10 protein-coding genes are annotated in these 12,660 nt (G+C 55.1%); 4 read left to right on the top strand and 6 right to left on the bottom strand.

What is annotated here, in order from left to right; translation table 11 throughout:
• Positions 1-42: 42 nt before the first annotated feature.
• Complete coding sequence (locus CZ787_RS01880; protein WP_087105633.1) at positions 43-477, bottom strand: hypothetical protein; 435 nt, start codon at positions 475-477, stop codon at positions 43-45.
• A 237-nt stretch (positions 478-714) separates the two neighbouring features.
• Between CZ787_RS01880 and CZ787_RS01885 the strand changes: the two genes are divergently transcribed.
• Positions 715-2,451 (top strand): proline--tRNA ligase, encoded by a 1,737-nt coding sequence (locus tag CZ787_RS01885; protein ID WP_087105634.1) that lies wholly within the window; start codon positions 715-717, stop codon positions 2,449-2,451.
• A gap of 470 nt (positions 2,452-2,921) precedes the next feature.
• Here the strand turns inward: CZ787_RS01885 and CZ787_RS01890 are convergent, their stop codons facing one another.
• Positions 2,922-3,440, bottom strand: coding sequence for an FKBP-type peptidyl-prolyl cis-trans isomerase (locus CZ787_RS01890; protein WP_087105635.1), 519 nt, complete (start codon positions 3,438-3,440; stop codon positions 2,922-2,924).
• Positions 3,441-3,536: 96 nt separating this feature from the next.
• On the opposite strand from CZ787_RS01890, the gene CZ787_RS01895 reads away from it, so the two are divergent.
• Positions 3,537-4,898 (top strand): AmpG family muropeptide MFS transporter, encoded by a 1,362-nt coding sequence (locus CZ787_RS01895; RefSeq protein WP_087105636.1) that lies wholly within the window; start codon positions 3,537-3,539, stop codon positions 4,896-4,898.
• A gap of 41 nt (positions 4,899-4,939) precedes the next feature.
• Here CZ787_RS01895 and CZ787_RS01900 read toward each other — a convergent pair whose 3' ends face one another.
• Both CZ787_RS01900 and CZ787_RS01905 read right to left on the bottom strand, forming a co-directional pair.
• Positions 4,940-6,760: an SEC-C domain-containing protein gene (locus CZ787_RS01900; protein ID WP_087105637.1), complete on the bottom strand. Its 1,821-nt coding sequence runs from the start codon at positions 6,758-6,760 to the stop codon at positions 4,940-4,942.
• Between the two features lie 71 nt (positions 6,761-6,831).
• Positions 6,832-8,079: an ABC1 kinase family protein gene (locus tag CZ787_RS01905; protein ID WP_087105638.1), complete on the bottom strand. Its 1,248-nt coding sequence runs from the start codon at positions 8,077-8,079 to the stop codon at positions 6,832-6,834.
• Positions 8,080-8,163: 84 nt separating this feature from the next.
• On the opposite strand from CZ787_RS01905, the gene CZ787_RS01910 reads away from it, so the two are divergent.
• Positions 8,164-10,080 carry a DNA topoisomerase III gene (locus tag CZ787_RS01910; RefSeq protein ID WP_087105639.1) on the top strand — a complete coding sequence of 639 codons (1,917 nt, stop codon included), beginning with the start codon at positions 8,164-8,166 and terminating at the stop codon, positions 10,078-10,080.
• A 125-nt stretch (positions 10,081-10,205) separates the two neighbouring features.
• Here the strand turns inward: CZ787_RS01910 and CZ787_RS01915 are convergent, their stop codons facing one another.
• Positions 10,206-11,111 carry a LysR substrate-binding domain-containing protein gene (locus tag CZ787_RS01915; protein WP_087105640.1) on the bottom strand — a complete coding sequence of 302 codons (906 nt, stop codon included), beginning with the start codon at positions 11,109-11,111 and terminating at the stop codon, positions 10,206-10,208.
• Positions 11,112-11,231: 120 nt separating this feature from the next.
• Here CZ787_RS01915 and CZ787_RS01920 point away from each other — a divergent pair, with 120 nt between their 5' ends.
• Entirely contained in the window at positions 11,232-11,936 is a 705-nt protein-coding gene (locus CZ787_RS01920) for an FMN-dependent NADH-azoreductase (RefSeq protein ID WP_087105641.1), read from the top strand.
• Positions 11,937-11,990: 54 nt separating this feature from the next.
• Here the strand turns inward: CZ787_RS01920 and CZ787_RS01925 are convergent, their stop codons facing one another.
• Positions 11,991-12,311: a DUF1330 domain-containing protein gene (locus CZ787_RS01925; RefSeq protein WP_087105642.1), complete on the bottom strand. Its 321-nt coding sequence runs from the start codon at positions 12,309-12,311 to the stop codon at positions 11,991-11,993.
• Between the last annotated feature and the right edge of the window lie 349 nt (positions 12,312-12,660).

Here is a 12,660-nt window from a genome sequence, read left to right on the forward strand (position 1 = left end):
TCGTTTTTTCAATGAAGGTCTGTTGATGCAGGCCTTTAAACGTTACATCGTCGCCAGACGCTCTTCATCCATCACACCCGACATCCGCACCATTGCCAGCGCTTCTTCAAGGTTGCTCATTTCTTCAATCATCACCAGCTCGCTTTCCAGGCTAACCGGCTGGCCCGCCTTGTCGGACAACAACTTTTCCAGTGATGCCAGATTTAAGTCACGATCAAGGTGTAGAACATCGACAGAAGCGCTGTTATTGCTGGGCAGATAGATTGTGCCATTTGAAAAGTCGACCGCGTAGGCAATAACACCGGGAACAATGAAAAACAGAAGACCCACACCGTTGGCAATGGCCACTACCGGGTCAATTTGGCCGCTTAATTGGCCTTTCCGCTCTGGATGAAACAGGGTACCGCAACCAGTCAATGCAATAATGGAGGCGCCCACAACGGCTCCCGATAACCAACGGCGTACAGTTTGCTTCATCAAGATTCTCTCAAAAATTCAAAAAAGCGCGCAGGCAAAAAGATACCTTTAAAAGATAGCTTTACAGGAAAACTGCCCGCGAGCACATGTGAAAACGCGTTCATATTAACACAAACAGCCACCTGGATAACGGGCATGCTGGCGGCACTATTTTGCCGCGCTAACCGCTAAGCCGTACAATAGCCTCATTCAACGCTAAACCAGCGGCTTTTATACTATTAAGGAATGTTATCTCCCATGCGCGCCAGCCAATTATTAATCGCTACGTTAAAAGAAACCCCGGCCGACGCCGAAGTCATTAGCCATCAGTTAATGTTGCGTGCCGGGATGATTCGCCGCCTGACCTCTGGCCTGTACACCTGGCTTCCGCTGGGTCTGCGTACACTGCGTAAAGTAGAAGCGATTGTTCGCGAAGAAATGAACCGTGCCGGTGGTCAGGAAGTACTGATGCCCGCCGTTCAGCCGGCAGAACTATGGCAGGAGTCTGGTCGCTGGGAGCAGTACGGCCCTGAGTTACTACGCGTAAAAGACCGCCATGATCGTGACTACTGCGTAGGCCCGACCCATGAAGAAGTCATTACGGACCTGGTGCGCAAAGAGATAGCAAGCTATAAGCAGCTGCCGGTTAACTTCTACCAGATCCAAACCAAATTCCGTGATGAGATCCGCCCACGCTTTGGAGTGATGCGTTCGCGCGAGTTCATCATGAAAGATGCCTACTCTTTCCATTTGGATGAAGCGTCGCTGAAAGAGACATACCAGGCCATGTACGACGCCTACACGCGAATCTTTACCCGTTTGGGGCTGGACTTCCGCCCGGTGATTGCGGATAACGGCTCTATCGGTGGCACCGGCTCTCACGAATTCCATGTACTGGCAAGCTCCGGCGAAGACGATATCGTGTTCTCGAATGCCTCTGACTACGCCGCCAACATGGAAAAAGCCGAAGCCTTACCGGCACCGTTAGGTAGCGATATACAGCGCGCAGCACCCAGTGAAGAAATGCGCATTGTAGAGACGCCAAACGCCAAAACCATCGCAGCACTGGTTGAGCAGTTTAAGCTCCCTATCGAAAAAACCGTAAAAACATTGATGGTTCATGCTGCTGAAGGCGGTTTGATTACGCTGTTGGTGCGCGGCGACCACGAGCTTAATGAAGTCAAGGCAGAAAACCTTCCTCAGGTAGCGACGCCGCTCACCATGGCAAACGAAGAAGAAATTCGTGCTGCTGTAGGCGCGGGGCCTGGCTCACTAGGCCCTATCGGCCTTAAAATGCCGGTCATCATTGACCGCAGCGTTGCCTTGATGAGTGACTTTGGCGCGGGCGCGAATATTGATGGCAAGCACTACTTTGGCATTAACTGGGAGCGGGATGTTGCCCTGCCCCAGGTCGCCGATTTACGCAAAGTGGTTGAAGGCGACCCGTCACCGGATGGTGAAGGCACGCTGTCGATCAAGCGCGGCATTGAAGTCGGCCACGTGTTCCAGCTAGGTCAAAAATACTCTGAAGCCATGAACGCGAGCGTGCTGGGCGACAACGGCAAAACCAGCCATCCGTGGATGGGCTGCTACGGCATTGGCATTACTCGTGTGGTGGCAGCAGCGATTGAACAAAACCACGACGAGTCCGGTATTATTTGGCCTAACGCAATTGCTCCTTTCCAGGTCGCGCTGGTGCCCATGAATGCGCATAAATCCCAGCGCGTTCGCGAAGAGTCAGAGCATCTTTACCAAGCGTTAACAGCCGCAGGCCTGGACGTACTGCTTGATGACCGCGATACACGCCCAGGCGTTAAGTTTGCTGATTTGGAACTGATGGGCGTTCCGCACCGCTTGGTGATTGGTGACCGTAGCCTGGATAACGGCGAGCTTGAATACAAGGGCCGTCGTGACAGTGAAGCGACCATGATTCCAGCAGATGACATTGTCGATTTCCTGCTCGAAAAAGCCAGCGCGCACCCCACAGCTCAGTAAAGCAGCATCTCGTCCCGCCGCCGTGTCTTAACACGGCGGTGATCCTCGCGACTTAACAACCGCTCAGGCTTAACAACGCTTGTACGTACTCACCGTTATGTCGCAGACAAAAAAAACCGGCCCAGTGGGCCGGTAAAAAGGAAGTTTACTTCTTAAAGTAAACCCCCTCCCCTGACGCAAGGCTTAGCAGGCATTTGCTTTCGTGGCACGTTGCATCAACAACGGGCGTCGCCACGCGCCTACTAACCAAGAAAATGAGTGCCAACACTCGCATTTTGGTCACTGACACACCGCTTGGGACTCCCCAGTCTAAAGCGGCTTATGTGCGCTAACTGGTCATCATCTTATCGAGCCGCAGTATATCAGTCACTGATCTGGGTCAAATTTTAAGAAGGTGCCACGAACCTTTTTGAATCATTTTAATACAGCCTTTAAACATCCACGATGAGACGGGCTTAACGCAGCTCAACTTAAAGCACTTTACGATCCTCTACCTTGGCATGCTCGGTTCCCGGCGGAAGCGGATGCCCTTTTGCCAGTTCAGCCCGCGTTGCTTCACGCTGCTCCAGAATTTTTACCTGGTAGCTCAGCGTACGCCCTGCCAGCGGATGATTGGTATCTACGGTAACTCGGTCTCCTGCCACGCTCACTACCGTTACAATTTGCGGCCCGGCCTCGCCTTCGGTTTGAAAGCGGCTGCCCGGCGTTAAGTCGGCGTTACCAAACGAGCCACGGCCGACTTCTTGTACCAGGCCTTCATTGCGCAGGCCATAGGCCTCTTCAGGTAAAAGCATCACCGTTACTTCATCACCGGCCTTTAGGCCAGCTAATGCCCGCTCAAGCCCAAGCACGATATTGTCGTGGCCATGCAGATACTCAAGGGGCTTATTGCGGGCCCGTGAATCATCCAATACCTGCTCACTTTTATCGCTTAAAACATCGCTAAGCACATAGTGCAACGTAACGACCTGATGTGCCGTGATCGACATGGAAAACTCCTCTCCGGTAAGCTATCGACATTGTCATAAACATTGATGCAGTTTATCACTTGGCTTAAGCCAACGTCTTTTCTGGAGTTGAACGATATGCCCACCCCTTTACCCCGGCGTAGCTGGCTAGCCGCGCTGGCGATTTACTTTAGGGCACCTGTTATTACCATGCTGTTTCTGGGGTTTTCCGCTGGCTTACCGTTCTTACTGGTTTTTTCTACGCTGTCTGCCTGGCTACGTAGCGACGGGATTGACGTCGCCGCCATCGGCTTTTTCGCGTGGATAGGAATGCTCTACTCGATCAAGTTTTTCTGGGCACCCGTGGTAGACAGGCTCGCCCTGCCAATCCTCACACGCATGTTCGGGCAGCGACGAGGCTGGATGCTGCTGGCCCAAGCGATGATTGCAGCGGGGCTTGTGGGTCTTGCAGGCGTTAATCCCCAAGGTAATCTTGGAGTGGTAGCCGCATTTGCGCTATTGGTGGCGTTTGGCTCAGCCACCCAGGATATTGCGATTGATGCCTACCGCATTGAGTCCGCCGATGACGACGTACAGGCCGCCATGGCATCTACCTACATTATTGGCTACCGGGGTGGCCTGCTGGCCGCAGGCGCCGGGGCGCTCTATGTAGCGTCATCCATTTCCTGGGACGTGGCCTATTTAACCATGGCGGCGTTGGTGGGCGTGGGTGTACTCACCGTGCTGATTCGCCCCGAGCCCAAGCGGGCGTCCCTCTCGGTGCAGTTAATTCATGAACCCAAAGTACGTGCGTTTATTCGCGCTAGCCGTGGCCAACCTAAAGCGCTACGCCGCATGGGCGCCTGGTTTATCGGCGCCATCGTATGCCCCTTTACCGATTTCTTTCGTCGTTATGGGGTAAAAGCGCTCGGCATTCTGGTATTCATTGCAGTGTTTAGAATAAGCGATCTTGCCATGGCGTCGATGGCTAACCCGCTTTACATCGATCTTGGCTTTTCACTAGCAACGATTGCCAATGTGACCAATATCTTCGGTATTGCCATGAGTATTGGCGGCGGTCTTCTGGGCGGGTTATTGGTCGCACGTTACGGTATTGGGCCGGTGCTGATACTAGGGGCCGTTGCCGCCACCTTCACCAATTTGCTGTTCTCGGTACTTGCATTGATCGGCAATCAGGTACCCATGCTGGTGGTCACCATCATCGGCGATAACCTGGCCAATGGCTTGGCAAGCGCCGTGTTTATTGCGTTTCTCTCTACGCTCACATCGCGTGCATATACGGCAACGCAGTACGCGTTGTTTTCATCATTGATGACGCTACCGGGGAAGTTTTTAAGCGGCTTTGGCGGGCTAGTGGTTAGCGCCCAAGGGTATGTCACGTTCTTTATAGTGGCTACGCTGCTGGGGTTACCCGCCATTCTGCTGGCTATCTGGATTAGCCGTGACAAGCAGTTGGTGCCCGCCCCACAGCCGCGCTGAGCGGCTGTGGAAAGAGTAAGCTTTCGTGCATAAGAAGAGGGTTAGCGGTGGCTATCCAGCCACTCAAGCGCACCTGGCGTGGTACGCCACTGATCACGCATCAGCGTACGGTACTGCCACGCCTCAGCACGTGAACCTGGGTCCACCTGGCCATCGGCATAGGGTGTCGCTGGGCGCGGTTTTTCCGCACAGATCATCTCAAGCGCGTGACGATTATGAGCGGTGACGTCGCCAAGCGCCTCCTCGGCCGCCTCATGCTCGTTTAAGCGATAAAGCGCCAACGTGCGTCCCATTAGTAACCCAAGCACCAGTGAGCCATCATCGTCTTCCGACTCCTCAGTGAGTGCCAGCGCTTCCTGGTTGCGGTCATCGCGCAGTAGCTGGTCAAGCACCAACTCTTTAAGGCCCAGGCTATCTTCCTGGTCGATGGATAACAACTCTTCAGCCAGCTCTCGTGAATGCTGGCGTGCACCGCGCTCCATGCCGACCACTAGCGCCAACCCTGTACGCAGCAGCATGGCATTATCAGCATCATCCCAGCACAGGCTGCCGTTACCTGCGGCTCGGGCTTGTTCCAGCCAACGTGAAAGACGCACCGCCAGCGGCTCCAGCAGGCTTGGCGCCATCCACGGAAGGCTTCCAAAACGGCTGGTAAGCGCGAGGGTGACATCCTGAACGACCTGAGGCGCATCCAGCCACTCAGGGTGCGCGCAGAGCGCTGACATCCACTCCTCTGCATTGCCCCACGGGTCATCGCGAAAGCCCAGCGCCACATCTTCATCGACCATTACCTGGAACTGCTCATGCCAAGCGGCGAACAGGGTCGCTTCACGGGCGGTGGTCACATAATGCAAATGCCCGCTTTCCGAGTCGGTGCTAATATCAAGCTTGGGCGCTGTAGGAAGTACAGCAAGCAGTGCTTGCAGGGATACCAGCGGCGTGGCCAGGTCCTCTTCAGCGCTTAACAGCTGATCCGCAAGCGTCGCCCCGGGGTTATCAGCAAGTGCTGCAAGAAAATCCAACTGCTCTTCGTCAAGATCACCCTGGCGCACCAGGCGCCGATACCAGAAATTAGCCCGCTCTTTGGCTTCTTCTTCATGGCCTTCATGAAGCAGCAACATCGCCTCAATATAAGCAAGCGTGGGCGAATCAGGCAGGGCCTGCTGGGCTTTGACAAAGGCTGCCCGGGCGCTGTCCAAATCATCATTATCCAAATGCATTAAACAGAGCCGCTCAAGGGCAACACCGCGTAAAAACAGCGGCCCGCGCTCCATCACTTCATCTAGTAGGTCTGCCCGTTTGCGGGTAAAGCCACGCTCCTGATAGATATCCAGCAGGATTTCAAAGGCGGGCTCGGCCTGCTCTGGCAGCCGCGACCAGTCACTGCCATCAAACAGTGACTCTAGAATCTGCATCGCCCGGCCCGTTTGGCCGCTTTCTGCGGCAATCAGCCCGGCTTCCAGCAGTGCCTGCGGCGGCGCCTGACGGCTCTCCAATGCAGACTTCAGCGTGGCGCCCTTCCATTCACGCAGCGACAACATCCACATCATCTGCTCTGGAATGTCGGTGGGGAAATCAACGCGATAACAGCACTGCTTATACTTGCGCCCAGAGTCGCACCAGCACGCCTCGTTACGCCCTGGCGTTGCCAGCGGTTCACTGGCAAAATCCAGCCTGGCCAACGGCGTTTGTGACCATAAAATAGGGGCCAGCGCTTGGGCGGTGGCGACATCACCGTTAAATGACTTGGCGCCCTCATCGCGTGCCCAGGTCATAAAATCGGGGTAGTGTTCTTGCTGCCTGATTGCCGAGAGTGCCCTGGAGGCAAATCCCAGCAGCTGATCGACCCATACCGCTAGCATTGCCGTCTCCACTGTGTTTAAAAGCGCAATAGCTTACCATGAAGGTGCACATGGCCGCAGCGGTAAACTCTTTATCGTCGGGCTACGCACTCAAACAGCGCCGCGGTCCGTACGTGCATATCCAGTCGCGCTTTTAAACGCACCAGATTCCAGTAGTGGCCATTCAGCGCTCGGGAGAGTAGCAGCGTATCCGCAGGGGGCTGCAAGCGGTCCATCGCCGCCCACACTTTGGGCGACAGTTCACGCAGGCGGCGGTGCACGCGCACATCGCTGAAATCCTGCTCACCCGGCTCAAACAGTGGAGAGACACTTTCAGCAGTCTCGCGGTAAAGCGCCAACGGTGCGCCTTGGCCTTGGCGGCCGCCCAAATTGACGAGTGCGTCATCCATGGCCATGGGGTCATGATCAAGCGTGGCGCTGAGCAAATGCATCATCGCCTCAATACGTGCTTCGGGCACAGCAATCACAGCACCAAAATCGTAAATAATCAGCCGACCTTGCTCATCTGCCGCAAAATTACCTGCATGCGGGTCAGCATGCAGTTCACCGTGGGTAAACAGCTCCTGGGTAATCCAGTCGGCAAGCGTGGTGGCTACCTTCTGGCGCACTGTATCATCGGCGCCTTCCAGCTCACGTAGCGGCGTACCTGGCACGTAAGACATGGCCAGAACATGCTGGCCCGAAAGCTCAAACAGCGGCTTGGGTATGATGATTCGCGAATCGCTCTGATAACGCTCTCGGTACCGCGCCAAGGCATTTGCTTCCGCCTGATAATCCAGCTCATCGCGAAGCCCCGCCGCCAGCTCTTCAAACAGCGCATCCAGGCGCGCCTGAGGTACCTTGAACCAACGCCCCAACCCGATAATGCGGCGCACCTGTTTTAAATCACTTTCCAGCACGTCCGCCAAACCGGGGTACTGCACTTTCAGCACCACCGTTTCGCCCTCAAGGGTGACCGCCTTGTGCACCTGACCCATGGAAGCGCTGGCAAAAGGCCGCTCCTCAATTCCGGTAAAATACTCATGGATATCGCCGTACTGAAGCACCAAGGCTTCATGGATACGCGGCCAAGGCATTGGCTCTGCCTGGCGCTGCAAGCGCGCCAGCTCATCGGCTAAATCTGGCGGCAGCAGGTCGTCCCACTGCGACATCATTTGGGCAAGCTTCATTGCTGGGCCTTTAAGCTCGGAAAGCCCTTCGAACAGCGCCTCACCTAACGCACGCCAATCCGCCTGGCCGCCCAAGCGCGTTTTAAGCAGCGCACCGCCCGTGCGTGCACCCAGGCCCATTAACCTGCGTGTTCTACCGCGTTCGCGCATATCAATCCCCTCTGCCCTGCCCTATAAGTCACCGCTACTGTTACCATAGGCGCATTTCGAACAGACGTTAAGGCCACGCTTCGCATGCGCTTGATTATTGCCGAAAAACCCAGCCTTGCCCGGGCTATTGCTGAAGCGCTGCCGGGAAGTCCCAAACGCCAGGAAGGCGCTATTGTGTGCGGTGATACCACCGTGACCTGGTGTTTGGGTCACCTGCTTGAGCAGTCCCCACCCGAGGCCTACGACCCCGCCGATAAACAGTGGCGTCTGGACCGTTTGCCCATCGTGCCCGGCATCTGGAAGTTGGCACCGCGTTATAAAGCGCGTGGGCAGCTAGCGGTGATTCGCAAGTTAATCAAGCAGGCCACTGATGTTGTTCATGCTGGCGATCCGGATCGCGAAGGCCAACTACTGGTGCAGGAAGTGATCGAGCACTTGAAGTACCGCGGCCCGGTTCAACGCCTGTTGATCAGCGATTTGAACCGCCCAGCGGTGAGCCGTGCCCTCGCAAAACTGCGCTCCAATCAAGAATTCCAGCCACTTTTTCAGGCAGCGCAAGCGCGTTCACGCGCTGACTGGCTATATGGCATCAACTTGACTCGTGCCTGGACGCTCACCGGCCGCCAGGCGGGCCACGATGGTGTGCTTTCCGTTGGCCGCGTGCAAACCCCGGTACTTGGGCTGATTGTGCGTCGAGATAACGCCATTCGAGATTTCAAGCCGCACTCGTTCTATCCGCTCTGGGTGGACTTACAGGTTGAAAAAGGCCAGCTACGCGCCTGGTGGGCGCCCCAGGAAAACCAGCCGCTGGACGATCAAGGCCGCTTGATTGACCGCACGCCTGCCGATGCGCTGGCCGCCCAATTGCCGGGTGCTACCGGCCAGCTCACCAAGCTCGACCAGCAGGAAAAACGCCAAGCACCGCCGCTGCCCTACTCGCTTTCCGCACTTCAGGTAGATGCCGCCCGACGCTTTGGGCTTTCCGCACAAATGGTGCTGGATATTTGCCAGCGCCTTTACGAGCAGCACAAGCTGATCACCTACCCGCGCTCCGACTGTCGCTATCTGCCCGAAGAGCACTTGGCCCTTGCCCAGCGCAGCTTAACCGGCGCCTGCCAAAATGATGACACGCTCAGCCAGTGGCTAAACGGTGCCGATTTCTCACTGCGCTCCAAAGCCTGGAACGACAAGCAGGTAGGCGCCCACCACGCATTGGCGCCTACCGGCAAGCCTGCTGATTTCAGTCAGCTCTCGGCCACCGAAGGCCACGTGTTTCGGTTGGTGGTGCGCAACGTGATGGCCCAGTTCTATCGCCCTTTGCGCACCTTTGAAGTGAAAGCCGAGTTCACCCTGTTAAACGAGGCGTTCCGTGCCCGCGGTCAAAGCATTCTCGACTCTGGCTGGAAACCGCTTTTCACCACAAAAGAAGAAGCGCCGCCGCTGCCACCGCTTACCCAAAATGAACACTGCAAAGCACTGGGTGCAGGCGTAGAGGAAAAAGAAACCCGTCCACCCGAGCCGTTTACCGATGCCAGCCTAATCAAGGCGATGATGAACATCGGCCGCTATGTGGATGACCCGAACGTTCGCAAGACCTTACGGGACACCGATGGCCTGGGTACCGAAGCCACCCGCGCCGGTATCATCGAAACCTTGGTACAGCGCGGCTACCTGGTGCGTCAACAAAAAGCCCTACGTGCCACCAAACTGGGGAGCGCGTTAATCACCGCCCTACCCAGCGCCGTCAGCACGCCGGAACGCACCGCCCTTTGGGAGCAGCGCCTGCGGGCCATTTCCGAACAACAGGATGATGCAGGCGCTTTTCAGCATGCACTGCTGGATGACCTTCGCGCCCTGCTTAATCAAAGCGACGCGGGAAAGCTCAGGCAGAGTTTGCAAACGGCCCAGGGCGCAACCGGCGGCCCGGCGAAGCACACGAGTAAGCCAAAAAAGCGTTATACAAAAAGAAAAAGTACCGCCGGAAAGCAAACAAAAAGCTAAGTTAAAATAAGCAAGGGGGCACTCTATCCAGCTCGCTTCTATCTAGCTTGATATGTATAAGTAGGCACAGCCGTGGCTTCGCTCTAAAAACCTCATCAAGATAACGGTATAAATACAGAATGTTATCAAGCCGAAGACGTTGATAGCCTGCCAGGCACTGCCATCACCCAGTCGCGAAGCGCCAACATCGTTGGATCGTTTCGGCGGCTTTCGGGGTAGGCCAAAAAGAAGGCGCGGTCTTCAAGTTCAGGGCCAAAAGGTTGTACCAGGCGTCCTTCGGCCAACTCATCTTCAATCAGCTGACGGCTCATCAGCATGACGCCCTGCCCTCCCACAGCCGCTGAAATAGCGTGGCTTTCGTCAGAGAAAGCCAGCCCGGCGCCGACATTCAACCCTGGAATCTGGGCGGTTTTCTGGTAACCCGGCCAATCCATTGGCGATATACATACTCCCTGAGGTCGAAAGTGAATCAGCGGATACTTCGATAGATCCTCCCCTAAATGCTGAGCAAGCTGAGGGCTACACGCCGGAATCAATGTGGTATCAAACAGCTTCTCAGCGACCAGTCCTGGCCAACGTCCATCGCCATGCCGAATGGCAAGGTCGGCGGTTATCCCATCTAGCGCAATGGGCTCGTGGGACGCATGGATTCGCAGGTCAATGTCTGGATGAGATTCGCGCAGTATGCAAACCCAGGGCAGCAACCAACGCACGGCTACCACCGGTGTGGTCGTCAGCGTGATACCCCGCCGCTCGGGCATGGCGCTCAAGCGTTCAATGGTATTACTGATATTGTCGAACGAGGATTCCAGCACCTGCTGCAGCTCGCGGCCTTGCGGCGTCAATTCAAGCTGCCTGGGCCTGCGCACAAACAGCACAATGCCTAGCGCCTCTTCAAGCCCACGAATCTGGTGACTAATGGCCGTGGCGGTAACTGAAAGCTCCAGCGCCGCCTGCTTGGCACTTTCATGGCGAGCAGCGGCTTCAAAAGCGCGAAGTGCCGAAAGCGAGGGTAATCGTCGAGAATTCATGAATGAGTTTTACTCATCTATACCTGCAAGAAAAGGTCGTTTGTTACGGCTCATAAGCCAAGTCTAAGCTACGCCTGTTGTTAATCATAGATGAACTCAGCTCAAAACAGGAGACTATCCATGCCGCATATCCTACATATAGACGCCAGCGCTCGCCCGGGGATTGCAGGAACAGACAATCATGGCTCTCACAGCCGTCACCTTACCGATCAGTTTGCCAAACAATGGCAATCACGCCGCCCGCAAGACATGATCACCTATCGCGATATAGGCCAACACCCGCCATCCTTTCTTAACCACGACTGGATCGCGTCGGCTTTCACGCCTGAAGAACAGCGGGCACCTTGGATGAAGGATGCACTAGCAGAAAGCGACCAGCTGGTTGATGAATTAATCGCCGCGGATGTCGTAGTGATCGGCACGCCGTTCTACAACTTCGGCATGCCTGCCGCCCTCAAAGCGTGGATCGACCAAGTAGTACGCCCCGGTCGAACGGTGGATATCGATGAGAGTAACCCGACTGATCCTTACGTTCCAAAGCTTTCTGACCGGCCAAGGCATGCGGTTGTTCTTACCGCCAGAGGCGGGATAGGATTTGATTTCGGTGGAAAGATGGCGCACATCAACCACCTGGAGCCCAATTTAGCCACTGCACTGGCGTTTATTGGCATCACTCAAATTCACTATATCGCCATTGAGGGGCAGGAAGTGGGCGGGGAGGTATTGGCGAAGTCAGTTGCTGACGCAATAAGTAAAGTCGAACGGCTTGTTGATGAGTTGCAGGTGATGACATGGCGAGACACACAAATATCTGAACCGGCTTAAAAGCAGGAAGCAGCATTCTTACTATCAAGGTCGGCGCGTGAGGTGCGGGTATCACTAGCCCAAGATATCCGCACCTTTGTGCCCCTCTGGCACGCCCTGAACCAACAGCACATCGCCCTCGGTATGCTGGGTACGAAATGGGCGAATCGCCTTATAAGCATCGGAGTCATACCACCCTTGAGCTTGTTCCATAGTAGGAAACTCAATGACGACCAGATCGCCAGCCCACGCGCCCTCAAGTGGCGTGTATGGCCCACCATGAACAAGGTATTTACCTGAAAAAGGAGCGAGCGTTGCGTCGATACGCTCTAAATATTGTTTAACCTCAGGATCGAATCGAGTTTCTCGAATGAGAGCAACAGCGTAGGCAGGCATCATCCCCCCCTTGATTAGACGAAATAATTTTCTAAACAACGAAAGCCTAGAGCAAACACTTTAAATAACGAACCCACTTATCACTATATCGATTTAACTGACAATAACTCTCCATAAATTTAATTTTTATTAAACCAATGACGCTTCATTGCTGTATTGGTTAGAGGCCACCATTCAGGGTTTCGCAAATAAAGTCCCTTTTTGCTGCTGTATACGCTTCTCTATCCAACCTATATTTCGCCGCCCAACGCCTATCGATCAGAGAGGCGTTATATTCCATGGAAGTTGAAAAGATGTAGCAGCCGAGCCCGTTCCTCTTCAAACAGAGTTGGCCAATCAGTACTGTATG

Origin of the sequence: Halomonas citrativorans (assembly GCF_900163645.1) — a bacterium.
Lineage (GTDB): Bacteria > Pseudomonadota > Gammaproteobacteria > Pseudomonadales > Halomonadaceae > Vreelandella > Vreelandella citrativorans.